The sequence below is a fragment of the Chryseobacterium taklimakanense genome, from assembly GCF_900187185.1.
Classification (GTDB): Bacteria; Bacteroidota; Bacteroidia; order Flavobacteriales; family Weeksellaceae; genus Planobacterium; species Planobacterium taklimakanense.
On the sequence record NZ_LT906465.1, the window covers coordinates 882,777 to 906,838 of the forward strand.

22 protein-coding genes are annotated in these 24,062 nt (G+C 41.5%); 7 read left to right on the forward strand and 15 right to left on the reverse strand.

Features of this window, described 5'->3' with window-relative positions; translation table 11 throughout:
* Positions 1-12: 12 nt before the first annotated feature.
* Complete coding sequence (locus CKV81_RS04175) at positions 13-450, reverse strand: hypothetical protein (protein ID WP_095070690.1); 438 nt, start codon at positions 448-450, stop codon at positions 13-15.
* Positions 451-836: 386 nt separating this feature from the next.
* Here CKV81_RS04175 and tyrS point away from each other — a divergent pair, with 386 nt between their 5' ends.
* The 3 genes from tyrS (at position 837) to CKV81_RS04190 (ending at position 3,778) form a co-directional block, all read left to right on the forward strand.
* Positions 837-2,132, forward strand: coding sequence for a tyrosine--tRNA ligase (gene tyrS, locus CKV81_RS04180; protein ID WP_095070692.1), 1,296 nt, complete (start codon positions 837-839; stop codon positions 2,130-2,132).
* Between the two features lie 89 nt (positions 2,133-2,221).
* Complete coding sequence (locus CKV81_RS04185) at positions 2,222-2,977, forward strand: acyl-CoA desaturase (RefSeq protein ID WP_095070694.1); 756 nt, start codon at positions 2,222-2,224, stop codon at positions 2,975-2,977.
* 162 nt (positions 2,978-3,139) lie between these two features.
* A complete protein-coding gene (locus CKV81_RS04190) occupies positions 3,140-3,778 on the forward strand; it encodes an alpha/beta hydrolase (RefSeq protein WP_095070696.1) in 639 nt (212 codons plus the stop codon).
* Here the strand turns inward: CKV81_RS04190 and CKV81_RS04195 are convergent, their stop codons facing one another.
* Entirely contained in the window at positions 3,779-4,240 is a 462-nt protein-coding gene (locus CKV81_RS04195) for an Lrp/AsnC family transcriptional regulator (RefSeq protein ID WP_095070698.1), read from the reverse strand. It abuts the gene before it with no gap.
* A 156-nt stretch (positions 4,241-4,396) separates the two neighbouring features.
* Here CKV81_RS04195 and CKV81_RS04200 point away from each other — a divergent pair, with 156 nt between their 5' ends.
* Together CKV81_RS04200 and CKV81_RS04210 are read left to right on the forward strand one after the other, a co-directional pair.
* Entirely contained in the window at positions 4,397-5,599 is a 1,203-nt protein-coding gene (locus CKV81_RS04200) for an aminotransferase class I/II-fold pyridoxal phosphate-dependent enzyme (RefSeq protein ID WP_095070700.1), read from the forward strand.
* 686 nt (positions 5,600-6,285) lie between these two features.
* The gene (locus CKV81_RS04210; protein ID WP_095070703.1) at positions 6,286-7,110 is read left to right on the forward strand and encodes an alpha/beta hydrolase; all 825 of its coding nucleotides are present in this window, start codon (positions 6,286-6,288) and stop codon (positions 7,108-7,110) included.
* A 1,122-nt stretch (positions 7,111-8,232) separates the two neighbouring features.
* On the opposite strand, the gene purE is transcribed toward CKV81_RS04210, so the two are convergent.
* From purE to CKV81_RS04270, 12 genes are all read right to left on the reverse strand, one after another.
* Positions 8,233-8,736: a 5-(carboxyamino)imidazole ribonucleotide mutase gene (purE, locus tag CKV81_RS04215; protein WP_095070705.1), complete on the reverse strand. Its 504-nt coding sequence runs from the start codon at positions 8,734-8,736 to the stop codon at positions 8,233-8,235.
* 84 nt (positions 8,737-8,820) lie between these two features.
* The gene (locus CKV81_RS04220; RefSeq protein WP_095070707.1) at positions 8,821-9,927 is read right to left on the reverse strand and encodes a 5-(carboxyamino)imidazole ribonucleotide synthase; all 1,107 of its coding nucleotides are present in this window, start codon (positions 9,925-9,927) and stop codon (positions 8,821-8,823) included.
* 89 nt (positions 9,928-10,016) lie between these two features.
* A complete protein-coding gene (locus CKV81_RS04225) occupies positions 10,017-10,574 on the reverse strand; it encodes a DUF1543 domain-containing protein (protein WP_095070709.1) in 558 nt (185 codons plus the stop codon).
* A gap of 3 nt (positions 10,575-10,577) precedes the next feature.
* Positions 10,578-10,955 (reverse strand): SMU1112c/YaeR family gloxylase I-like metalloprotein, encoded by a 378-nt coding sequence (gloA2, locus tag CKV81_RS04230; protein ID WP_095070711.1) that lies wholly within the window; start codon positions 10,953-10,955, stop codon positions 10,578-10,580.
* A gap of 47 nt (positions 10,956-11,002) precedes the next feature.
* Positions 11,003-12,091 (reverse strand): diphosphomevalonate/mevalonate 3,5-bisphosphate decarboxylase family protein, encoded by a 1,089-nt coding sequence (locus CKV81_RS04235; RefSeq protein WP_095070713.1) that lies wholly within the window; start codon positions 12,089-12,091, stop codon positions 11,003-11,005.
* A 74-nt stretch (positions 12,092-12,165) separates the two neighbouring features.
* Positions 12,166-13,929 (reverse strand): AMP-dependent synthetase/ligase, encoded by a 1,764-nt coding sequence (locus CKV81_RS04240; protein WP_095070715.1) that lies wholly within the window; start codon positions 13,927-13,929, stop codon positions 12,166-12,168.
* Positions 13,930-13,975: 46 nt separating this feature from the next.
* Positions 13,976-14,995: an NAD-dependent epimerase/dehydratase family protein gene (locus CKV81_RS04245; protein ID WP_095070717.1), complete on the reverse strand. Its 1,020-nt coding sequence runs from the start codon at positions 14,993-14,995 to the stop codon at positions 13,976-13,978.
* A gap of 124 nt (positions 14,996-15,119) precedes the next feature.
* Complete coding sequence (locus CKV81_RS04250; RefSeq protein ID WP_095070720.1) at positions 15,120-16,157, reverse strand: phytase; 1,038 nt, start codon at positions 16,155-16,157, stop codon at positions 15,120-15,122.
* A gap of 63 nt (positions 16,158-16,220) precedes the next feature.
* On the reverse strand, positions 16,221-19,037 hold the full coding sequence (locus CKV81_RS04255) for a TonB-dependent receptor (RefSeq protein ID WP_095070725.1): 2,817 nt from the start codon (positions 19,035-19,037) through the stop codon (positions 16,221-16,223).
* Positions 19,038-19,145: 108 nt separating this feature from the next.
* On the reverse strand, positions 19,146-19,949 hold the full coding sequence (locus CKV81_RS04260; RefSeq protein WP_095070728.1) for an alpha/beta fold hydrolase: 804 nt from the start codon (positions 19,947-19,949) through the stop codon (positions 19,146-19,148).
* On the reverse strand, positions 19,943-20,662 hold the full coding sequence (locus CKV81_RS04265) for a pyridoxine 5'-phosphate synthase (protein ID WP_095070730.1): 720 nt from the start codon (positions 20,660-20,662) through the stop codon (positions 19,943-19,945). The genes CKV81_RS04260 and CKV81_RS04265 overlap by 7 nt, the downstream gene beginning before the upstream one ends.
* Positions 20,663-20,747: 85 nt before the next feature.
* On the reverse strand, positions 20,748-22,004 hold the full coding sequence (locus CKV81_RS04270; RefSeq protein WP_095070733.1) for a mechanosensitive ion channel family protein: 1,257 nt from the start codon (positions 22,002-22,004) through the stop codon (positions 20,748-20,750).
* 76 nt (positions 22,005-22,080) lie between these two features.
* Here CKV81_RS04270 and CKV81_RS04275 point away from each other — a divergent pair, with 76 nt between their 5' ends.
* The gene (locus CKV81_RS04275; RefSeq protein ID WP_095070736.1) at positions 22,081-22,566 is read left to right on the forward strand and encodes a DUF456 domain-containing protein; all 486 of its coding nucleotides are present in this window, start codon (positions 22,081-22,083) and stop codon (positions 22,564-22,566) included.
* Positions 22,567-22,577: 11 nt separating this feature from the next.
* Positions 22,578-23,060, forward strand: coding sequence for a hypothetical protein (locus tag CKV81_RS04280; RefSeq protein WP_157727362.1), 483 nt, complete (start codon positions 22,578-22,580; stop codon positions 23,058-23,060).
* A 127-nt stretch (positions 23,061-23,187) separates the two neighbouring features.
* Here CKV81_RS04280 and CKV81_RS04285 read toward each other — a convergent pair whose 3' ends face one another.
* The gene (locus CKV81_RS04285) at positions 23,188-23,829 is read right to left on the reverse strand and encodes a uracil-DNA glycosylase (RefSeq protein WP_095074231.1); all 642 of its coding nucleotides are present in this window, start codon (positions 23,827-23,829) and stop codon (positions 23,188-23,190) included.
* Between the last annotated feature and the right edge of the window lie 233 nt (positions 23,830-24,062).

The following is a 24,062-nucleotide window of genomic DNA, read 5'->3' on the forward strand; positions in this document are numbered from 1 at the left end:
CACCGGAAGATATTATTCGGCAAGAAGATTGTAGGTTTTTCCACGTTGCCTGAAGATGGCACCGTTGCCTTTTACAAAAAACTCATCTGAATCTTTTCCGTTTTTATAAAGTATGGTAGAATCTGTTTTTTCTTTTTCGTAAAGCCAGGGCAATTCCTTGTTGTTTTCAGTTAAAACCACGACCGGAGCTCCCTCGGCATCACGTTTGAAGTTGGCTTTCACCGATTTTCCTTCGCCGGAATAAATGGCAATGGCCTCTCCCATTTCTTCAATTTTTTTTATATTTCTTTGAAATACGGAAAGTGAATCTCCCGTAATCAGCGAATCCACAGCGTGTGAAACGATGTCGCCGGTGGTATCGCCTAAAGTTTCGGTGAGTTTTTGGGTTTGCTTGGTGCAGGAAACCTGGCAAATTATAAGGAGAATGAATACTTTGCGCAGAATTTTCATATTATTTTTAATTTTTATTGATAAAGTGCCTTACATAACACATTTCCTGTTTGGAAGACAATATACGTTCCAGAGATTACGGTTTCTTTACAGGATTTTTGCCAGGCTTTGCAGGATTCGCTTTAATAGCACACAGACCCAACGTAATGTACTGGGCTTATTTCTGAATCGGGAAAACCGAATCCTGCGTGAGTGATGGTAAGGGTGCGAGCGCAGCGAGCAGTATGAAGCGGAGCGGAATACCGGAACGAAGTGCAGCCCTGCACAGCACGGCGCGAGTGAGCGAATGGTTGGGCGCGACGAGGAAGGAGGAGCGCCAAATAATGAGCGAACGAGGGACACGCCAAAAAAATTAATATCTTTGCACTTTCAAAAATTTTGACGGAATGAATGCTTTTATTGAGGAACTTAAATGGCGCGGACTGTACGCGGATATGATGCCCGGAACAGATGAACAACTGAATAAGGAAGTTACGACGGCGTATATCGGTTTCGATCCAACAGCAGATTCCCTGCACATCGGGAGTTTGATTCAGATAAAAATTCTGGCCCATTTTCAGCAGCATGGCCACAAACCGATTGCTTTGGTGGGCGGTGCCACCGGAATGATTGGTGACCCAACGGGCAAATCTTCGGAACGAAACCTTTTGGATGAAGCTACGCTGAATTATTTTGTGGACTGCCTGAAAGCGCAGCTTTCGAAATTTCTGGATTTTACAGGTGAAGGTGAAAACCGCGCCGAGCTGGTGAACAACTACGACTGGATGAAGGATATCTCGTTCCTGCAGTTTGCCAAAGACATCGGAAAGCACATTACCGTGAACTATATGATGGCAAAAGATTCGGTAAAAAAGCGTTTCAGCGGCGAGGAAGGCGTTGAGGGAATGAGTTTTACGGAATTCACCTACCAACTTTTGCAGGGTTACGATTTCCTGCATCTGTACAAAGAAAAAAACGTGAAACTGCAGATGGGCGGCAGCGACCAGTGGGGAAATATCACCACAGGAACTGAACTGATCCGCCGGAAAGTGCAGGGCGAAGCATTTGCGCTGACGGTTCCACTGATCACAAAATCCGACGGTTCCAAATTCGGAAAATCTGAAAGCGGCGAAAATTACTGGCTTGACCCGAAGAAAACTTCGCCATACAAATTTTACCAGTTTTGGCTGAATGCGACAGATGAAGATGCGGAACGCTTCATAAAATTCTATACTTTCCTGCCAAAGGAGGAGATCGAAGCTTTAATTGCAGAACATAAAACTGCACCGCATGAAAGAAAACTGCAGAAAAAACTTGCGGAGGAAGTGACGGTTTGGGTTCATAACCGCGAGGAATATGAGAAAGCAGTGAAAGCCTCAGAGATCCTTTTTGGCAAATCCACAGCAGAAGATCTGGTAAGCCTGGATGAAGAAATTTTCCTGGAAATTTTTGACGGTGTGCCGCAAAAGGAAGTTGCGAAAACTGAAATCATCGGTGCCAATATTACAGATCTTTTGACCGAAAAGTCCGGATTTTTGAAATCGAAAAGTGAAGCGCAGCGCGAGCTGAAAGGTAACGCAATCTCCGTAAACAAAGAAAAAATCGGTGATTCTTTCACAGCACAGGAAAGCGACCTGATTGACGGTAAATTCCTGCTTTTACAGAAAGGCAAGAAGAACTACTTCATCATCAAAGCCAACTAAAACAGCAATTAAATAAGAGAAAAGCCGGCCGCTGCCGGCTTTTTCTTTTGATAATGCGTAACTTTACATAATCTAATTAAAATTAAAGAATGGCAATTATAATTTTCATCATCGTCCTTTGGTATTCGGGACTGTTTTTCCAGACGTTTTTTCTTCACCGGTATGCGGCGCACCAAACTTTCACCATGTCGAGATTTGGTGAGAAACTTTGTTATGTTTTGACATGGATCACTCAGGGTTCCAATTATTTAAGTGCCTATGGCTATGGTGTGATGCACCGAATGCACCACGCTTTTGCCGATACCGAGAAAGATCCGCATTCGCCTAAATACGATCCAAATCCGCTCGCCATGATGTGGCGCACCAAAAACATTTATCAGCAAATCAACAAACAGAAAATCGCCGTAGAGGAAAAATTTACCAAGAATGTTCCCCAGTGGAAATCGTTTGACCGTTTTGCAAGTTCATGGGGCTCAAGAATCGGCTGGGGTGTTTTGTACACACTCTTTTTTATCTTTTTTGCGGAACAGTGGTGGCACTGGCTGTTTTTGCCGGTAGCATATCTCATGGCGCCGATTCATGGGATGATCATCAACTGGTTCGGTCATATCTACGGTTATGTAAATTTCAAAGTGAATGATACCTCAAAGAATCTGTTTCGCTTCGACTGGCTGATGCTGGGTGAAGGTTATCATAACAATCACCATAAATTCGGCGGAAGGCCCAATTTCGGCGGAGTGCGCTGGCACGAAATCGATGTCACTTACCTGATCATGCTGGCTCTTGAAAAGCTTGGCTGGATTAAACTGAAGCGTGTAACGGTAACTCCGAAAAGGGAGGTTTAACAGTAACATTTTAAGGCATAAATTTCGGACAGCGATGTCCGGAATTTTTGGTTAAAGGCTATTCCTATTTAAAGTGTTTTGTGAGTTTCAACCTAAAACTTTAAGCATCAGCACTCATTTTTTCCATCAAAACACATTAATATTTTAAATTATCTTTGCTGAATGGAATTAAGTTACCTCGTTCGCGAACCTGAACACATCACGTCGGAAACACCTATCCTTTTTATGCTCCATGGTTATGGAAGTAACGAGGAAGACCTCTTTTCTTTTCGGGATACGCTACCTCAAGACTGGTTGATCGTGAGCTTTCGGGCACCGCTGAATACACCATATGAAGGCTATTCTTGGTATGATATCAATTTCAATAATCCGGATGAATTTATCAATCCAGATCAGGCAAAAGATGCGATGAACGCCATCCTGAAATATATCGTTGAAATAAAACAGCGATACGGCCTGAAGGCTGGAAATACACATTTGGCAGGATTTTCACAGGGTGGAATTCTGACTTATGCCCTATCGCTGACCAATCCGCAGCTTTTTCATAAAGTGATTTGCATGAGCTGCTATCCTGAGGAAAAAATCCTCACCAACATCGTAAAGGATAAAAAGAAACTGGAGCATCTTCGCTTTTTTGTTTCACACGGAACTGATGATGCTGTAATCCCACTGGATTGGGCAAGAAAAGGCGCCGAGCTACTTTACAATCTCAGCTGTTATTTCACGTTCCGCGAATATATGAGCGGGCACGGCGTAAACCAGAAAAACTATATGGACCTGATGGACTTCTTAAACAAATAATCAGTCTGTAGAAATCACTGTCGTATTTTTAACTTCTTTTATTGTAAATGAACTTTGTGTGCTCGCAATGTTCTGAAGATTAGTGAGTTTCGTTACCATAAATTCCCGGTAATCCTTGATGTCTTTCACACAGATTTTCAGGATGTAATCGTAATCGCCACTCACATGGAAGCATTCTAAAACCTCGGAAAACTGCACAATTTCGTTCTCGAACTGGGTGATGTAATCTTTGCGGTGCTGCACCAATTTTACGTGGCAGAGTACGATGAAATCTTTCTGAATTTTTTGCTTGTCAATCAGTGCGACATATTTTTCGATAACTTTTTGTTTTTCAAGCTTTTTTATCCGTTCAAAAACTGCGGTAACAGACAAATCGAGGGCGCTCGCCAGCTCTTTTGTGGTTTTTTTGGAATCGTTCTGTAATAAAAACAGCAATTTTTTATCCTTTCCGTCGAGTTGCATCAGAAATAATTTTGGTTATTTAAAAACAATCGACTCAAATTTAGATTTTTATTCTATCCCACCTCAAATTTTTAAATATATTTTCGGAATATTTAATTTATGATTGTTTTAAAGTTGCCTTTTATTCAAATTTAAGAATCTAAACAAAGAAGAATAATGAAAGATTTCAACGCAGCAAACCACATCCAGGATTTACAGTATTTCGGCGAATTCGGAGGCGTAAACCCTTCAATATCTGACAGTTCAACATACACATTTCTCTCAGCCAAAAAAATGTTTGACACATTTGAAGGCAATGCTGTGGGTTGTTACCTTTATTCCCGCCACTCTTCACCAAGCAATCTTTATCTTGCGCAGGCACTCGCAAAAATGGAAGGCACAGAAAGCGCCAATGTAACCGCGTCCGGAATGGGTGCTATCACTTCTACGATACTGCAACTGTGCAAAAGCGGCGACCACATCATTTCAAGCCGAACGATTTACGGTGGAACTTATGCTTTTATGAAGAATTTTCTGCCGGATTTTAAAATTGAAACTTCGTTTGTCGATATCACTGATTTGCAAAAGGTTGAAAGTGCCATTAACGAAAACACCAAAGTGATTTACTGTGAGTCGGTGAGCAATCCGCTTTTGGAGGTTGCAGATTTAAGGGAACTTTCAAGAATTGCTAAAAAACACGATCTGAAACTTGTGGTGGACAACACTTTTTCGCCTTTATCCGTTTCACCTCAACTTTTGGGCGCGGATGTCACCATCCATAGTTTGACGAAATTCATCAACGGCAGCAGTGACACCGTGGGCGGCGTGTATTGCGGGACCCAGGAATTCATTGATGCTACGAAAAATGTAAATTCCGGCGCTTGTATGCTGTTGGGACCAACGATGGACAGCCTGCGTGCGGCAAGTGTTTTAAAAAATTTGAGAACACTGCACATCCGTATGAAAAAACACAGCGAAAATGCACAGTTTTTAGCCGAAAAATGGGAACATGACGGACTGAAAGTGAAATATCCGGGACTGAAAAGCCACCCCCAGCACGAACTTTATAAAACAATGATTCACCAGGAATACGGTTTTGGAGGCTTGATTGCGCTAGATGTGGAAACCGTGGAAAAAGCCAACGAACTGATGGAACTGATGCAGAACGAAAACCTTGGTTATCTGGCGGTGAGTTTAGGTTTTTATAAGACTTTATTCTCTGCTTCAGGAACATCGACTTCATCGGAAATTCCTGAGGATGAACAGAAAGAAATGGGGCTTTCGCCGGGCTTGATCCGTTTTTCGATTGGTTTGGATCATGATATTGAAAGGACTTACCAAAAGATGAAAATGTGCATGGAGAAAGTGGGTGTTTTGTAACGCTCTCTGATCGCACGGATGTCACAGATTTACACAGATTATTTGTAAAAAATGCTTACGCAATGACGCGGATGGCGATGATTTTCTTCAACGTTGAAGATAATCGCACAGATTTCACAGATTTGCACGGATTGTTTGTCAAATGCTCACGCCAATGACGCGGAGGGCGATGGCTTTCTTCTATGTTGAAGATAATCGCACAGATATCACAGATTTGCACGGATTGTTTGTAAAATGCTCACGAGATGATGCGGATGGAGATGATTTTCGCCGATGTTGAGGATAATCGCACTGATTTCACAGATTTACACAGATTATTTGTAAAAAATGCTTACGCAATGACACGGATGGCGATGGCTTTCTTCTATGTTGAAGATAATCGCACAGATACCACAGATTTGCACGGATTGTTTGTAAAATGCTCACGCGATGACACGGATGGCGATGATTTTTTAATACTCTGGTGAATATGATTCGCACGGATGTCACAGATTCGCACGGATTGTTTGTCAAAAATTCTCCTGCGGATTGCTCAGATTACGCTGATTTTTAAGCTACAAAAACTGTTGACCATTTCGGGTGTTATCAATCAAAAATTACTGATTTTTTTGACAGATTAAAAAATTCATTTTACTTTTATAGCAGAAGGGGCTTCCGGTTTGGGAGCCTTTTCTTAATTTTAGTTTATGAAAAAATTCATGGTTCTTTTCGCTCTATTTTTTGTTTTGGGATTAAATGGTCAGGAAAAACAATCGACGGCCCAACCCAACGTAAAAATTATTTCCGAAAATTTTGAAATGCCGCAACTTCACCGCAAGCGCAGAATCTGGGTTTATCTTCCACCGGATTACGAAACTTCAAAGAAAAAATATCCTGTGATGTACCTTCACGACGGACAAAACCTTTTTGATGACCGAACGTCCTACGCCGGAGAATGGCAGATTGACGAAGCGCTGAATAAAATTTTTGCTCAAAGTAAGGAAAGTGCAATTGTAGTTGGAATTGACAACGGCGGTGAAAAGCGGATTGAAGAACTTTCGCCCTTTAAAAATTCAAAATACGGCGGTGGAAACGGTGAAAATTATATGAATTTTATCGTGGAAACCCTGAAACCTTATATCGATAAAAATTACCGTACAAAATCTCGCAGAAAATGCACCTCACTAGGTGGCAGTTCGCTTGGCGCGCTGATTTCCGTTTACGGCGGTGTAAAATTTCCGGAAACTTTCGGGAAAATTCTGGCGTTCAGCAATGCGTTCTGGTTTAACTCCAAAGAACTGAATGACTTTATACGGAATTCGAAAACCAATCTTAAAAGGCAGAAATATTATTTCGTACAGGGCAAACACGAGTCTGAAGATATGGATGAACAAACTTTGAAAGTGATCAACAGTTTAAAATTGCGAAAAGTAAAACCTCAAAACATCTACAACCGCTCCGACGAAGACGGCAAACACAATGAAATGTATTGGCGAAGGGAGTTTCCGGCGGCTTTTTTGTGGCTGAATTGATTTTTTCGCACAGATATCACAGATTTGCACGGATTATTTTTGAAAAAATACGTCCGCGGAGGGCGATGTTTTTTATGCTATGTTGAATTTAATCGCACGGATGTCACAGATTTGCACGGATTATTTTTGAATAAATGCGCCCGCGGAGGGCGATGTTTTTTATGCTATGTTGAATTTAATCGCACGGATGTCACAGATTTGCACGGATTATTTTTGAATAAATGCGCCCGCGGAGGGCGATGTTTTTTTCTCCTATGTTGAATTTAATCGCACGGATGTCACAGATTTGCACGGATTATTTTTGAATAAATGCGCCCGCGGAGGGCGATGTTTTTTTCTGCTATGTTGAATTTAATCGCACAGATTTCACAGATTTGCACGGATTATTTGTCAAAAATGTGCCTGCGGAGGGCGATGTTTTTTCTGCTTGAATATAATCGCACAGATTTCACAGATTTGCACGGATTATTTTTGAAAAAATGCGCACGCGGAGGGCGATGTTTTTTTCTGCTATGTTGAATATCATCACACGGATGTCACAGATTTGCACGGATTTGCACGGATTATTTGTGAAAAAATGCGCCTACGGATGGCGATGTTTTTTTCTGCTATGTTGAATATCATCGCACAGATTTCACAGATTTACACGGATTATTTTTGAAAAAATGCGCACGCGGATGGCGATGTTTTTTCTGCTTGAATATAATCGCACAGATTTCACAGATTTGCACGGATTGTTTGTGAAAAAATGCGCTTGCGGATGGCGACGTTTTTTTCTGCTATGTTGAATTTAATCGCAAGGATGTCACAGATTTGCACGGATTATTTGTCAAAAATGCGCCCGCGGAGGGTGCGGATGGCGAGGTTTTTTTCTGCTATGTTGAATATAATCGCACGGATGTCACAGATTTACGCGGATTGTGTATTCCGAGAACATCCACATGACTGACTGCTGCTCTTCGTAAAGATTTCACAGATTTACACGGATTGAGTATTACGAGAACTGCCAGATGACGGACTGCTGCCCTAGCCCTGATTGCAACGAAAATCCTTTTGCTTTTCTTTCACATAAGGAAAAGCAAAAGATTGCAGTGGAAAGCAGGTTCCCGGCTCCTGAAAAAATTATTGATCGTAAGAATTCGGATGATTTTTCTTAATCTCCTCCACCGTTCCCAAAACCTTGTCTTTTAAAGAATCCTGATACTTCTGAAGTTTCTCAGCCACGTTTTCATCAGAATTTCCGATAATTTTTGCGGCTAAAATTCCGGCATTTGTGGCTCCGTTCAGTGCAACAGTAGCAACGGGAATACCCGAAGGCATCTGCAAAATCGATAAAACTGAATCCCAACCGTCGATAGAATTGGATGATAAAATCGGTACGCCAATCACGGGCAAAGTGGTGCAACTGGCGACCATTCCCGGCAAATGTGCGGCACCTCCGGCGCCGGCGATGATGACTTTCAGTCCACGATTTTTGGCGGTTTTTGCGTAATCGAACATGCGCTCCGGCGTTCTGTGCGCGGAAACTACAGTGAGTTCGTAAGGGATTTCGAGCGATTTCAAAAAATCTGCCGCCTGCTGCATAATGGCCAAATCGCTTTGGCTGCCCATGATGATACCGACCATCGGATTACTGTTAAAAAATTAAGGTTTAAAGGTATGAATTTCCAGCGCTTTTTAGAAATTTTAAAATACAAAGGCTAATTTTTCTTAAGAAACCACTTTTACCAAAGATTTTATGTGAACAAGTTTTTCCATTAAATCTTCCCGGTTTTCCGCCAAAACGTTGATGTGCCCCATTTTACGGCCGGGCTTGGTTTCGGTTTTTCCGTAAAGGTGTACGTAAGTTTTGGGCAGTTGCAGAACCTCATTAATGCCGTCATATTTTACCTTTCCTGAAAAATTTTCTTCGCCAACCAAATTCAGCATTCCGGAAAAACCATTTGCATCGGTGTCTGCAAGCGGTAAATTTTTCAGGACGCGGTACATTTGCTCAAACTGCGAATTGGCATTGCCTTCCTGGGTTTGGTGACCGGAATTGTGCAGTCGCGGCGCAGTTTCGTTAACCCAAACTTTGCCTTTTTTGTCTAAAAATAGTTCAATGGCGAAAAGCCCGGGAGAATTGGCAGCGTCGATAAACTGTTTTGCAATCGCATCGGTCTGATTCTGGATATCTTCCGAAATATCGCTCGGACAGATATTAAAATCCAAAAGATTGAGCTTCGGATCGGCCACCATTTCTGTTACAGGGAAAGTTTTGGTTTCCCCGTTTTCATTTTTGGCAACAATGATGGAAAGTTCCTTATCAATATCCACCAAAGATTCCAAAACGGACGGCTCATCCCATAATTTCTGTAAATCTTCTTCGGTTTTGATGATCTGCACACCTTTTCCGTCGTACCCTCCGGTATTCATTTTTTGTACGAAAGGCAAAGGAAAACCAGCTTCCGATTTATGCTGGATAATCTGAAATTCAGGGCTTGGGATTCCGTGTTTTTTATAAAATTCTTTCTGAAGGATTTTTTGCTGAATGGTTTGAATGATTTCCGGACTTGGAATGACCTTCACACCGTTTTTCACCAGTTCAAAAAGGGCATCCACATTCACGTGTTCAATTTCGATGGAAACCACATCCTTCCCTTTCCCGAAATTTAAAACTGTATCGTAATCGTTGAAATTTCCTTCGGTAAAATAAGAGATGTTGGCGCAGGGCGCATCTTTCGCCGGATCGAGGGTGAACCATTCGTCATCGTATTTCAGTGCATTTTGAATGAGCATCCGCCCAAGTTGTCCGCCGCCGAGAATTCCGATTTTCATTGTTTATTTTTTTGAGTTACAACCGCAAAAATAAGGATAAAGCGATAAATTGCAGCTTTATTTTAAAGCAAACAACCGGCATTTCGACCTTAAAGTTTATCAATTTTGAAATAACCTACTGAACTTGGATTTTCCTGATTTTCTACCATAGATTTTTTCAGGATGATAGAATATTTCTCTTTCATTTCTTTAGGCAAAATATCATGCACGTTGAAAATATCATCAATATCAACGCCGTGTTTGTCATCGATGTGGCTTACCGCATTTTCAAAGCCCATTGTTTTGTAAAATTCGGTTTGCTTTACCCGTTTTATCACTTCGCCCATTGATTTTCCTGCCATTAGATGCTGTTCGTGGAACTCCGCAAATTGTCCCGGTTTGTAGCCACCAAGATTAATAAAAAACAATTGGTTTTCTGAGCTGCCAGGCGTTTTTTCAGCGATTTTCACTTCGTAGCTATCGACAAATTTTACTTCCTTATAAGCATCGAGGTGAATTTTTCCTTTCGCTTCCGGCCAGAAAGCTTTTATCGACGGAACAAGATCACGCAAATTTTCGGCAATTCCGAAAAAGACGTCGTGCTGCTCTATATTCCGGCCTTCCGGCGTGGCACCGAGAATAATGTAAAAAAGTTTTAAGCCAGCCATGCATTAAATTTCATAAAATTCCAGCGGAAGTTTGTCCGGGTCCTGTGTGAAAAAGAACTTTCTATCAGTGAACTCATCAATTCGGATTTCCTCGCAGACTAAACCTTTCCGAATCAGCTCATTCCGTTTTTCCTCTACATTTTCCACCGCAAAAGCAAGGTGGCGCAAACCGCAGGCTTCCGGTCGCGACGGCCTTTCTGGCGGGTTTGGAAAAGAAAAAAGTTCGATGACATAATGTTCGCCAATCGCCAAATCAAGTTTGTATGACTGCCTCGCTTCGCGGTACACTTCCCGAATGATATTTAAACCCAAAACTTCCGTATAGAATTTTTTGGAAACTTCGTAATTGGAGCAGATGATGGCGATGTGGTGAATTTTCATTTGATAATAGTAGTAATGTGATACTTTTTTTTGCAGAAATATTTTTTTTAAAATATCATTTCATCCTTCACCACACCACCATTCTGCGTATGTTGCAACAATTCTTTTTCAATGAACGATTTGATTTTCTCAACAGATGCTTCTAAAGGCTCAGCGTGAGAGTTTACATCTGCACTTGGGAAAAGTAAATGAACATTAGCGCCAGCGTCCAAAGTGAAAAACAGCGGCAAACCGGTTTCTTCACGGAATTTCCAGATTTTGTTGATGACTTCCAAAGTGCCGGTTTTCATTAAAATAAAGGCGGGTTCGCTCATCATCATCATCGCATGTAGCGTTAGTGCCTCGTGTTCTACCAACGTCATGAACTTCTGTAAATCACCGGTTTTCAGAATATCTTTTAAAACAAAAAAATTGTCACGCGCTTCCTGAAAACGGCGTTCTGCATACGGATTGGTGTTCATCAGACCATGCCCCACCGTGGAACTTACGGATTTTTCACCTTCGTGAATCAATAAAACCCAATCGTTGAAATTTTTGAAAATTGGGTGAATTTCTTCGTTGGGATATTTTACAGCAAATAAATCTGAACTTCCTTCAACAACAGGAGTTTCGCCCCAAACGACCAGTCCGCTGTAAAGGCTTCGGCACGCGCTTCCACTTCCCAATCTTGCGAGGAAACTGGCTTTTTGGTTATCGGTTACCGTTTTTTGGTTACCGTTTGAGAATTTTGAATTGAGTTCCATCAGACATTTCGCAATCGCCCCAAAACCCGACGCAGAACTCGCAATTCCCGAACTGTGGGGAAAGGTGTTTTCGGTTCTGATGATGTATTTTCCCTGAATAATCCACGGAAGATATTTTTCAATGTTTTTGAAATATTTCTCAATTTTTTCAGCAAATTTTGGTTCTTCTGTCCCTGCAAGAAATGTTTGAACCGAAAAAGGTTCATTGGCCAGAAACTCCATTTCCGTATTCGTGCGGCAGTTGTTCAGTGTGTAACTGATGCTCGGATTGGCCGGGATTTGATTTTCGTATTTTCCCCAGTATTTGATCAGTGCAATATTGCTGGGGCAGGATGCAGAAACGGTTTGTGATGAAACCTTAAAGTTATTATTTCCGAGAAATTGGTTTTCCATAATTTATTTTAAACCACAAAAGTGACAAAAGTTTTTTAAGTTTAATTTAATTGCCAGTAAGAATTTCACAACAGTTAATGCAGATACATTTTATCAATCAGTTCTTTATATTTTTCAAGAACGACGTTGCGTTTTACTTTGAGTGTCGGAGTGATTTCCCCACTGCCGATTTCAAATTCCGCCGGCATCAGGGTGAATTTTTTCACTTTTTCGAAGCCGGACTGCGACTGCTGAATTTCGTCAATTTTTTGCTGGTAGAAGGCTTTAATCTGATCTGAATTCACAATTTCTTCCCAACTGGTAAACGGCATATTCATCTTTGGCAACTGGTCTTTCAGCGCTTCAAAATTGGGAATAATCAAAGCCGTAACGAAAGGTTTTCCTTCTGCAACCACCATCGCCTGACTGATGAACTGGTTATTGGAAAGCAGGTTTTCAATCGGTTGGGGCGTCACGTATTTTCCGTTCGACGTTTTCATCAAATCCTTGATCCGGTCGGTGATGTACAGGTTTCCTTTTTCATCCAATTTTCCGGCGTCACCAGTTTTGAACCAGCCGTCTTCCGTGAAAACTGCGGCAGTTTCTTCCGCTTTTTTATAGTAACCTTTCATAATTCCGCTGCCTTTGGCCAGAATTTCGTCGTTTTCGCCGATTTTAATCTTTGTGTCACCAAGTGTGATTCCGGCGGAGCCATGTTCATAGTGGGTAAACGGAAACGCCGTTAAAGTTGCCGTAGTTTCCGTAAGACCGTAACCAACGGTGATACGAATGCCCATCGCATCGAAAAATTTAGTGACTTCCGGGGAAAGCGATGCGCCACCGCAAGGCATAAACCACAGATTGCCGCCCATTTTATTTTTGATTTTCTGGAAGACCAATTTGTTGGCAGCAGAATTTTTCAAATTAAGAGCAAAAGGAACCGCTTTTCCAAGACGTTTAAGTTCGGCAACTTCGCTTCCTACAGACATGGCCCAGTTGAAAATTTTCTTTTTCGTTTCAGAACCGTCTTTCACCATTTCGTTTACTCCGGCGTAAATTTTTTGATAAAATCTCGGCACGGCGCACATCATGGTCGGTTTTACTTCTGTTAAAGTGCTGGCGATGAGTTTGGTATTCTCTAAAAAGGAAACTTTCGCCCCGCCAAAGAGGCAAAGGAGCGTCCAGCTTCTTTCGAAAACATGCGTTAAGGGCAAAAAAGCCAGTGAATGTTCGTTCTGAAAGTTTTTAAATTTAAAAAAATCAAAATGCGCCTCGAAAGATTTGTTGAAATTACCGTGGGTAAGCATCACACCTTTCGGAATACCGGTGGTACCGGACGTGTAGATCAGCGTTGCCAAATCATCATCAGATTTTTCGACGATTTCTGAATGCTCTTTCGCCGTTTTGATGAAATCTTCCAGAAACTCTGAAAATTCTTTTTTGATCCAGACTTTTTTCTTGGAAACGATGATTTTTTTCAGAAACACATTACGCTGAATCAGTTCATAAGCCGCATCGTACTGCTCCTGGTTGCCCACCATAATTATTTTCGATTCGGAATCGTTGATGATATATTCTGCCTGTTCCTTACTGTTTGTGGAATAGATCGGTACGGTGACGGCGCCAATGGAAAGTATCGCCAAATCGAAAACGATCCACTCCGCGGAATTGTCGGAATAGATGGCCACACGGTCGTTTTCCTCAACTCCGGCTTCTTTCAGCGCATTGGCGGTCTTGAAAACCATTCTGCGAAAATCTTTCCAGTTGATGCTTTCCCATTTATTATCCTTCCTGAAACCTATGGCGTGTTTCAGGGAATATTTTTCGGTATTGGTGTTTAAAAATTGGGTTATATTCATTTTTTGTCGGGAAGATGGGTACTGGAAGAAGAAATACAAATTTATTTCAGGCTCCGGGCTTAGGTCTTCGGTCTTTTATATAATTTTTTAAATGAAAATCAACGCTTTCCGCTACGGGAATAAACTGATAATCAAGTTTTTCTTTTATTTTTTGGTTTGAAACCAGATTATTGCTGGTAACGCTATCCAGATTTACTTTATTGATCATCCGCAGTGGCGGGAAAGCCCATCCGAACAGCAAATTGCCGGCGTAGCCCAATTTCAGAACGGATTTCGAAAGGATTTTTACTGGCCCAATGCCGAGTTTTTCGCGAACCAAATTCGCCATATCGGCAAACTTTTTATTTTCTGAGATGAGAATGAATTTCTCGTTGAAAATATTTTTTTCCAGAAGATCAACCGCAATTTTGGCAACGTCGCGCACATCGACATACGCTGAAGTACCGCTCATGGCAAAGGGATACTTCCTTAAACTTTCAAAAAGTTCGCCGCTGCTCGAGTTCCAGTTGCCGCTGCCGATGATGATTCCGGGATTGATGATGGTGACATTCAGCCCTTCAGCAGCCGCACGCCAAACTTCCATTTCAGAAAAATGCTTGGAAACCGCATAGTCAGAATGGTCAAACTTTGGGTTGAAATCGGAATTTTCATCCACCATTCCGTCTTCATTTACACCGTCGAAAACCGCCATCGAACTTACGAAGAGGAACTTCTGCACCGAAGAATTTTCACAGGCGTAAAGGAGATTTTTTGTGCCCTCGATATTGGTGTGGTACATTTCCCTGCGGTCTTTAGGATGAAAACTGACTTTCGCCGCGCAGTGATAAACTTCCTGCACGCCATCTAATGCCGATTTCAATGAATCAATGTCTTCAAAATCAACATTCATCCATTCAATTTTATTAAAGAAATCGTCAGGACTTTCGGTATAAAACTGAAAAGAATGGCGAACCTCATCCAAATTACTGGATTTCCGCTTTGCCGCACGCACGATTTTTCCGCGTTTCAGCAGTTCTAAAACGATAACTCTTCCGAGAATTCCTGTTGCGCCGGTGACCAGAACCATAAATTTGGATATTTTACAAAAATACTCATAAAAATTTCAAGCTCAAACTTAATAATCCAATAAAAAACCCTGCAAAAGTTTTTCTGCAAGGTTTTTACAATTATTAGAAATCAATTCCTTTTAATTACTTTGACTGCGACTGCTCATCAATAATTTTCTGAAATTCGCGCCAATCGTAGTAATGAAATACCTTTCCGTTGGTCATCGCCACAAAAACGCCATTCGGAAATTGGGGTCCGAGATTGACATTGACCACTTCTGAACCGTCACTTTCCTTTGTAGAAACCGGAATTTCTGCAATTCTGGAATGTTGGTTCGCATTTCCATTGTCGCCTTCGCGCCTGTAAACGTTGAAGGTATTGGCTTGCTGATTTGAAATCAAAATGTATCCTTTTCCGTTGCCGGTGTCATAAATCGAAATTCCCTCCACATCTTCTTTAAAATCTTTTTGCCCAAAAAGTGCGAGTTCCTGATTTCCTTTTGCCGGATCTGCATAATATTTGCGAACACCGAATCCTTCATCAGAATAATAGATGAAACCCAGTTCATCATCAACGGCAATGCTTTCTATTTCTTTTTTACCGCTGAAATTTCCGAACTTCCTTACAACTTCCCCGGTAACTTTCCCGTTGCTTTCTGAAAGTTTGTACTGCCAAAGGTAAGTTCCGCTCGGGCCGAATTTTCTGCCTACAACTGCAAAAATTTCTTCAGTCTGCGGGTTCTTATAGATTGAAATTCCCATCGGGTCGCGATCAGTTTCGCCTTCAAAAACACTGATTGCCCCAATTTCTTTCATCGAGGGAACTTCGTAAATTCTGATCTTGTTCTGCTGTCTTTCCGTAGTAACTGCTATATCGATTTTTTTACCCTGAAAATTAAATCCGTATTCTACATCTACGTTGTTAGGACGCTTTAAACCCGGAACTTTGTTCACAATTTTTCCATTCAAATCAAAAACAAAAAGGCCGCCATCCGTTTCTTTGTCGGTTCCGATGATTAAAGATTTCGAAGCATCCTGTGGATTGATCCAGATTGCGGGATCATCGGTATCAAAATTCACCTGCTCCGTGATTACCGTTGGTTGCACCTTTTTACCCAATTTCAAAGATGTACACTGTACCAATGCGGAGCAAAGTGCGATATAAAAAACTGTTTTTTTCATTTTACGAAATATTAAAAAAAAGCGGATTGCTCCGCTCTGCTGTTGAAATATATAAAATAGTAATTAAAAGTCAAACTTGAAACCGAAAGTATATCTCGGCATATAGTATTCCATCTGTGCGGTTCTGCTCTTCACACCCTGATAATATCTTAAAGGCTGGTTGGTAAGGTTGTTGGCCTCCACGAAGAACCTCATCCATTCCTTGATTGCATAGGACGCATTGAAATCCACAAAAGTCTGCTTATCATAGTAGCGGTCCTCGAAAGCATCTGCACCAAGTTCATCAAGATAAGCTGCAGCATGGTTCACTGAAATCCTTGCGGAGAATTTCTTGTTTTCCCAGGCCAGAGAAGAGTTGAACATATGTGGTGCCGTACCAGGCAACATAAGGCCTTCTCTTAAAGTTCCGTCCGCAGCGTAAATTCCTTTTGTTTCAGATTTGGTGTAGGTATAGTTGGCGTAAAGGTTGAAGAATCTCGCAAATCCAGGAAGGAAATCGAGCTGCTTCTGCAAAGCCACCTCGAAACCGTAAACGTTTACACTTTCTCCGTTTTTCGACTGAAGGAACGTGTAATCCTGGCCCTGCACCAAAACGTTGGTAATATCCGGAAATTCTGCGGAGAATTTATCGTAACTGAATTTATTGTCCCGGTAATCGTAGATGAAATCATTGATCTTTTTGTAGAAACCACCCAATGAGATCAAACCTACAGACTTGAAATATTTTTCAGCCATCACGTCAAAATTGTGTGCATAAGATGCTTTCAGATTCGGGTTACCTGCAGAAATATCGTTGTCTCCGGGTATAATGCTTACGAAAGGAGAAAGTTTGTAATAGCTCGGCCTCGCCAAAGCTGTGGAATAAGCTGCACGGAGAACCAGATTTTCAACCGGTGTGTATTTGAACGCCAGGCTTGGTAAATAGTTGGTATAATCGTTTTTGATCTGGCGGGTTCCTGTCAAATCCTCTTCATCCTCAATGACGTTCCCTGTGTAGTCGATTTGCGTGTTTTCAAGCCTTAAACCGGCAATCATCGAGAATACATCGCTAAAATTCTGATCCCAACGCAGATATCCGGCATAAATATATTCTTTGGCTTTGTAATTAAGACCTAAATATTCTGAGGGTTCGTCACTCTCTGTAAACATCGCTGAGTTTTTCAGATTTAAACCGCCCAAGTGTTCTTTGCTTGCAAACCATCCCGGAACGTATTTTTCGCTTGGGTTATAATTTTTCCCATCCCAGAATACGCGGTTCACTTTATCCAAAGTAGAATATAAAGTATTGGAAGCTACAGGTTTGTAATCGAAGAAATCATTATCTCTTTCTTTAGTTTTGATCCTCGCCTTACCGCCGATTCTCAAACGTCCTTTCTGTTCGCTGATGATGGAGAAAGGAAATCTGAAATTCAGTTTACCCGTAATTTCGTCTTCAAACGTCATCCCGTTCTGCTCTGTAAGTGTTCTGAATTTATAATCTTTTAAAGCCGGCTGAGTCAGCGGTTTAAGTAAAGGCTGCTCTTCGCTGTCGAAATTTTTATCAAGCGCAACGCCTTTCACCTGATAATCTGTATATCTTTCGTTCGGCCTTTGTTCTTCTGCTCTGGAGAAGGATGCGCCCCATTCCATATCGATTTTTGAGCCGATGATGTGGTCACCTTTAATGAAATAATTCTGCATAATCTGGCGCTCAAGCCTTGAACCTTCGTTAAGGTCATTCATGATTCCGCCTTTGGTTTGCGTTCTTAAATCAGCTGTATAACCCAAGAATTCACCGGTTTTTTTGTCGAAATTTTCTTTTACGCTGTTGAAACGCAGCCTGTAACGGTTTTCCAAATCGTCTCTCCAGTTGTAAAGTGCGCCTAAAGCAAGGGCATTCTTACTGTTGATCTTGAAATCAAGGTTTGCACCTACAGACTTACGTTCACGCTTCACATCGTATTTTCTGATGTCCATTTCACCGATGAAAGCTTCTGAAGCTTTACCTTCTTTCCAAACCGCTTCTACATTATCAGAACCGTAATCCTGTAGGTTATAAGATCCGTTCAACGCAAGCCCGACAGCACCGCCAAAGAATCTGTTTCCGTAGAAAAACCCGTTGTTGAAGGTAAATTTGTTACGGATTGGATTGAAGCCTGAAGCGGTCGTCAGTGAAAGTCTTTCCTTGTTGGTTGGCGTTTTGGTATTCAAGTTTACCGAACCACCGATCGCATCGGCATCCATATCTGATGTTAGAGTTTTGTTCACCTCTACCAGTTGGATCATATCTGCAGGGATAAGGTCCATCTGAACTTTTCGGTTATCGCCTTCCGCAGAAGGAATCCTGTTTCCGTTAAGTGTTACAGAGTTCAGCTCCGGTGCAAGACCGCGGATGATGATGTCGCGCGCTTCGCCCTGGTCGTTCTGCATCGTGATTCCAGGTACACGCTTTAAGGCATCACCGATATTGGAATCCGGGAATTTACCGATTTGCTCCGTAGAAATAACGTTGGTAATATTAGGATTGTTTTTCTGGGTATTTAACGCTCTTGCCTGGCTCTGACGGCCGAAACCCACGACATTTACAGCTTCTATGGTTGCCGATTTCGGATCCAGAACGATGTTCTGCACGATACCCGATTCATTTACCGTTACCGGATAACTCGCTGTGCCGTAACCCAAATAATCCACCGTCATGGTATAGTTTCCTTCAGGAACGTTCAGGAAAACAAAGTTACCGTTAGCGTCTGAAGTGGTGAAGATGTTTCCTGGAGTTAATTTGATTTTTGCTCCGGGCAAAGCAATTTTGTTTTCATCATTAATCTTTCCCGATACTGTTCCTGTCTGCGCAAAAATATAGGCTGAAGCACAGAACAGCACCGAACATAAAACTCTTTTCATTACTTAAAATTTAATTGGGCAAAAATAGCCAAGTGCGTGCTGAAAAGAGTTTTCGGAGAATTTAACAGTTTGTTAAGAAATTGTTACAGATTATTTTTAATTTTTCCACTAAGCCTGGTGTGTATCAAAAATAAAATCTTTAACTGCCTTATTAAAATCGGTTGGATTTTCGGCCTGGACCCAGTGGCCGGCATTTGGAATTTTAACAATTTTAAAATCAGGAAACTGCTGTTTGATCAGAAATTCGTCTTGTGGAAGAATATAATTGGATTTTTCACCAGCTATAAACAAAGTCGGACCGTTGTAAACCCCAAATTTAATGGCATTGGCCACAAACTCATTGTATTTTTCCGAAAGTGTTTTCAGATTGAAGCGCCACGCGAGTTTTTTCTCTCCGTTTTCGTCATTCCAATACAGATTTTTCGCCAAAAACTGAACCACAGATTTTTCGGGAATATAGGACGTTAAATGCTCCTCCACTTCCTGTCGCGATTTCATTTCATTAAAATCAACCGTTTCCAAAGCCTTTATAATTCCCTGATGGTGTGGCGGGTACGCTTTCGGAGAAATGTCGGCCACAATAAGTTTTTCCACTTTCAAAGGATATTTTACCGCGAACTGCATCACGGCTTTTCCGCCAAGGGAATGGCCTAGAAGATTGGCTTTTTCAATCCCGTAATGCTGCATATAATGCGTGATATCGTGCGCCAAATCGTCGTGGGACATTTCGTCGGAGTGAAAACTCTTCCCGTGATTCCGCAAATCGATCAAATGGACCGAAAAATAATCGCCGAATTCCTTTCCGAAACTTCCCCAGTTGTCGAGCATCCCAAAAAGTCCGTGAAAAACAAACAGCGGCGTTCCTGGCTTTTCTTCTCCGTAAATTTTTGAGTGTAAAATTTGATCTACCATACTGCTAACCTTTTTAAATATGCCTGCACCGTGTTTTCCATTCCCATGTAAAGTGCTTCACCGATTAATGCGTGACCGATGGAAACTTCAAGCAAATTGGGGATATTGTCTGCAAAATACTTCAGATTTTCAAGGCTTAAATCGTGTCCGGCGTTGATTCCCAAACCGTATTCCGTGGCTTTCAGGGCGGTTTGGTAATAAGGCTTTATCGCGGCTTCTTTATCGGTTAAATATTCTTTGGCGTACGCTTCGGTATAAAGTTCAATTCTGTCCGTTCCGGTTGTTGCAGCGTATTCCACCATTTCAGGATTCGGATCAAGGAATATCGACGTGCGGATTCCGGCATTTTTAAATTCAGAAATGACTTCCTTCAAAAAATCCTGATGTTTTTTGCAGTCCCAACCAGCGTTTGAAGTGATGGCGTCATCCGCATCGGGAACCAGAGTCACCTGTTCCGGCTTTACTTCCAGAACCATATCGACGAAGGAACGGTGCGGATTCCCTTCGATATTAAATTCCGTATAAACCAAAGGTTTCAGATCGTACACATCTTTTCTGGTAATGTGCCTTTCATCCGGCCTCGGGTGGATGGTAATTCCCTGCGCGCCAAATGCCTGAATTTTCACAGCTGCTTCGGTTACACTTGGGAAGTCGCCGCCTCTAGCATTACGCAAAGTGGCTATTTTATTGATATTTACACTTAGTTTTGTCATAAGCTTTTATTTCAACCCTTCTAGTAGCTCAGGCTGACAATATTTTTTTATTTATTTTGATCAAAGGCTCATTCTGCCTCAAAATTTAAATTTTATTCACCTGCATAATTTCCAGGTCGAAAATCTTTGCTGAAGCCAGTAAGTGGTCAAAGATATCAGCCTGAATTTCTTCATAATCTTCCATCGCCGAACGGTTCGAGAAGCAGTAAATTTCCAACGGCATCCCCTGCGAAGTTATTTCAAGCTGTCGCACTAAAACGACTTCATTCTGGTCAATGTCTTTATCCTGTTTCAGATAGTTTAAAGCATATCTGCGGAAAACGCCGATATTGGTAAGCTGCCTTCCGTTGATGATGAAATCCGGATTTTTCAGGTCTGTTCTTTCCACAGAAATCTCAGACGCCTTTTCTTCAAGATATTCAGAGATCAGGTTCACTTTTTTCAGCCTTTCAAAAAGTTCTTCATCAATAAATTTAAATGAATTGATATTGAAAACAATAGATTTTTTAATTCTGCGACGGTTGCCTTCCGCCATCACCTGATGGTTTTTTATTTCCGTAGAAAGCAGATCGTAAGTGGGAATCGTAGACACCGTTTTGTCAAAATTCTGAATTTTTGTGGTAATCAGGTTAATTTCCAGGATGGTTCCTTCAAGGTTATATTTGGGGATCCCAATCCAGTCGCCTACTTTCAGGCTTTTGGATGTTGCCACATGAATTCCGGTCATAAATCCTAAAATCGTGTCGCGGAATACGAGCACCAAAACAGCCGTAATCGCCCCTAAACTTCCTAAGATAGTGGTTCCGCTTATTCTGAAAACCACGGAAAAAGCAATCACAGTGAAAATAAAAATACCAATAGTCTTCAGCGTTTGGGAAACCGCATTCAGTGCAACAATTCTGTAGAAGTCTTTTTTGTAGAAAAAATAATTTTTAATCGCCTTCAAAAAACGCAACGCTAAACCGCCCAAAACCAGCACAAAGCCCAGTTGGATGAGCGTTTCAAAAAAAGGGAAAGTCTTGGGATGCCGGTACTCAAAAAGCGGTTTGATTGCGAGTGAAGCAAAAATTAAAACCAAAAAATGGGCTATGGTATTCGTGATTTTCGAGGTATAAATTGCTTTTATAGCAGGATATTTCTCCTCATCAGCAAATGCTTTGAAAATAAGATTGATGACCGTTTTAAAAATAAAATCAAGCAGGTAAATCAGTCCACCCAGGAAAATAAGCTTCACCAAAACCATTACTAGCCAGTTATCCGAAACATTGTCCCGAACGAAATAATGAATGAAATCGCTGACCTGCTGCAAGAAATCTTTGGTTTGTTGAATTTCCTTTTCCATTCCCGCAAAAATAAGAAAATCGCTTGTTAATTGCTTGCAATTCGCTATTTTTAACCAATATTTATAATTCTTCACGATGGATACCAGCCTTATTTCACTCGTCAGTATCATCCTTTTGGTTTTAGGATTATTAGGGACTTTTTTGCCCGTGCTACCGGGGCTTCTCCTTAGTTTATGCGGACTTTTAATCTATAAATTCGGGACCGATGCACCATTATCAATGGTTTACATCTGGATTTTTGTAATTCTCACAGCAGTTTCCACAGTTTTAAATTATGTGATCCCCGCGAAAACCAACCGCAAATACGGCGGAACGCGCTGGGGCAGCATCGGCTCTATTATCGGGACCCTTGCCGGAATATTTTTCATTCCTGTGCCCTTCGGGTTTTTAATAGGCATGTTTCTGGGCGTTTTCATCGGCGAACTCCTGCACGATTCCACCGACAAAAAAAAGGCCTGGAACTCCACCAAAGGCGCTTTTATCGGATTTATTTATGGTGCCGGTTTCAATTTTATGGTGGCTTTGGCAATGCTTTTGGTGGTAATCATCGATATATTCTAAAATCACCATAAATGCTGAACAAATTCATACTTCCGTCTCTCATATCATTGACATTTTTATCATGCAACTCACAAAAAAAATTATCCGAGGTTACAATGCCGAAGACCAGCGATCAGACCGTAAATTCAACTTATCCAACAGAAAAACCTGATCAAAACATTCTTCGCCTCGTGGAAAAACAAAAAGCTTTTTTAAAGGAACCGCAAATGAACGTAACTTTTAAAAGAACCGTTGCCGACAGCCGTTGTCCGATGAATGCACGGTGCGTGTGGGCCGGAAACGCCACGGTAGAAGTGGAATTTGCGAATAACACGTCAACCCCTGTCGTTCACAAACTTTCGGTGGGTGATCTGCGTGGCGAGTTGGTCAGCAGCGTGGTAGTTTCCGGGTACAGATACACCCTGCAAAACCTTTACCCCAGCAATTCTACGGAGGTTGGTTTCGCAAAACTGAAAGGCAAATACGTTATCGATTTGAAGTTTGAAAAACTTTAAAAATTATTTGGGCGTGCCCTTTGCAGCACCAAGGCCGGGCTAAGGTCGGGCTATACACTGCAAGTCCTCGCGCTGCGCAAGTCCGGCGCTTACTGCGGGCTTTCCGTTTCTATCCCTCACGCAGCGATTACCAGTTTATCGGCGTGTTGCCCTTCGAAACGAGGTAATCATTAATCTTCGAAAAAGGCTTGCTCCCAAAAAAGCCGCGGTGAACCGAAAAAGGCGACGGATGTGCAGATTTAATAATCAAATGTTTAGAGGGATCTATCAGTTCCTCTTTTTTTTGCGCAAAGGCGCCCCAAAGAACAAACACAACATTTTCCTTTTTGTCAGAAATTTCTTTAATGATGAAATTGGTAAACCGCTCCCAACCCAAATCTTTGTGAGAATTTGGAGAATGTGCCCGAACAGTGAGCGTAGCATTCAGCAGTAAAACGCCCTGGGTTGCCCAGTCGTCCAGTTCGTTGGTGGTTTTTTCTATGCCTAGATCTTCCTTTAATTCTTTGTAAATATTCTGAAGCGAAGGCGGTGCTTTCACCTGATCCGAAACCGAAAAGCACAAACCGTTCGCCTGAAAATCGCCGTGGTACGGATCCTGACCGATAATAACGACCTTCACTTCATCAAAAGGCGTAAGTTCCAACGCCCGGAAAATCTGATTTTTTGGCGGGAAACAATTGGTGGAAGCGTATTCTTCCTTCACTTTTTGCCAAAGCGTTTCGAAATATTCTGAATTTTTTATCGGAGCGAGCACTTCGGTCCAGGACAGGGAATTGGTTTTGGGTTTCAAGCTTCAGGTCGAGGTTTAGGTTTAGGTTTAGGTTTCAAAATTAAATTAATATTTTTGATTAAGAGGTTTTTGATAATTTTCAATAAACAGAATTTTTAAAAGCTGAATTTGTCATTTGTAAAACAATAAAAAAATTCTAAAAAAATTTTAATAAAAGCGTATCACTTCAAAATGACTCATTTTATTACGGAGCCCCATTAAAATTGGAAATG

Excerpts from the sequence above, each read along its gene's own strand:
- CKV81_RS04175 (WP_095070690.1), bottom strand. The coding sequence starts at position 450 with ATGAAAATTCTGCGCAAAGTATTCATTCTCCTTATAATTTGCCAGGTT.
- tyrS (WP_095070692.1), top strand. The coding sequence starts at position 837 with ATGAATGCTTTTATTGAGGAACTTAAATGGCGCGGACTGTACGCGGAT.
- CKV81_RS04185 (WP_095070694.1), top strand. The coding sequence starts at position 2,222 with ATGGCAATTATAATTTTCATCATCGTCCTTTGGTATTCGGGACTGTTT.
- CKV81_RS04190 (WP_095070696.1), top strand. The coding sequence starts at position 3,140 with ATGGAATTAAGTTACCTCGTTCGCGAACCTGAACACATCACGTCGGAA.
- CKV81_RS04195 (WP_095070698.1), bottom strand. The coding sequence starts at position 4,240 with ATGCAACTCGACGGAAAGGATAAAAAATTGCTGTTTTTATTACAGAAC.
- CKV81_RS04200 (WP_095070700.1), top strand. The coding sequence starts at position 4,397 with ATGAAAGATTTCAACGCAGCAAACCACATCCAGGATTTACAGTATTTC.
- CKV81_RS04210 (WP_095070703.1), top strand. The coding sequence starts at position 6,286 with ATGAAAAAATTCATGGTTCTTTTCGCTCTATTTTTTGTTTTGGGATTA.
- purE (WP_095070705.1), bottom strand. The coding sequence starts at position 8,736 with ATGGTCGGTATCATCATGGGCAGCCAAAGCGATTTGGCCATTATGCAG.
- CKV81_RS04220 (WP_095070707.1), bottom strand. The coding sequence starts at position 9,927 with ATGAAAATCGGAATTCTCGGCGGCGGACAACTTGGGCGGATGCTCATT.
- CKV81_RS04225 (WP_095070709.1), bottom strand. The coding sequence starts at position 10,574 with ATGGCTGGCTTAAAACTTTTTTACATTATTCTCGGTGCCACGCCGGAA.
- gloA2 (WP_095070711.1), bottom strand. The coding sequence starts at position 10,955 with ATGAAAATTCACCACATCGCCATCATCTGCTCCAATTACGAAGTTTCC.
- CKV81_RS04235 (WP_095070713.1), bottom strand. The coding sequence starts at position 12,091 with ATGGAAAACCAATTTCTCGGAAATAATAACTTTAAGGTTTCATCACAA.
- CKV81_RS04240 (WP_095070715.1), bottom strand. The coding sequence starts at position 13,929 with ATGAATATAACCCAATTTTTAAACACCAATACCGAAAAATATTCCCTG.
- CKV81_RS04245 (WP_095070717.1), bottom strand. The coding sequence starts at position 14,995 with ATGGTTCTGGTCACCGGCGCAACAGGAATTCTCGGAAGAGTTATCGTT.
- CKV81_RS04250 (WP_095070720.1), bottom strand. The coding sequence starts at position 16,157 with ATGAAAAAAACAGTTTTTTATATCGCACTTTGCTCCGCATTGGTACAG.
- CKV81_RS04255 (WP_095070725.1), bottom strand. The coding sequence starts at position 19,037 with ATGAAAAGAGTTTTATGTTCGGTGCTGTTCTGTGCTTCAGCCTATATT.
- CKV81_RS04260 (WP_095070728.1), bottom strand. The coding sequence starts at position 19,949 with ATGGTAGATCAAATTTTACACTCAAAAATTTACGGAGAAGAAAAGCCA.
- CKV81_RS04265 (WP_095070730.1), bottom strand. The coding sequence starts at position 20,662 with ATGACAAAACTAAGTGTAAATATCAATAAAATAGCCACTTTGCGTAAT.
- CKV81_RS04270 (WP_095070733.1), bottom strand. The coding sequence starts at position 22,004 with ATGGAAAAGGAAATTCAACAAACCAAAGATTTCTTGCAGCAGGTCAGC.
- CKV81_RS04275 (WP_095070736.1), top strand. The coding sequence starts at position 22,081 with ATGGATACCAGCCTTATTTCACTCGTCAGTATCATCCTTTTGGTTTTA.
- CKV81_RS04280 (WP_157727362.1), top strand. The coding sequence starts at position 22,578 with ATGCTGAACAAATTCATACTTCCGTCTCTCATATCATTGACATTTTTA.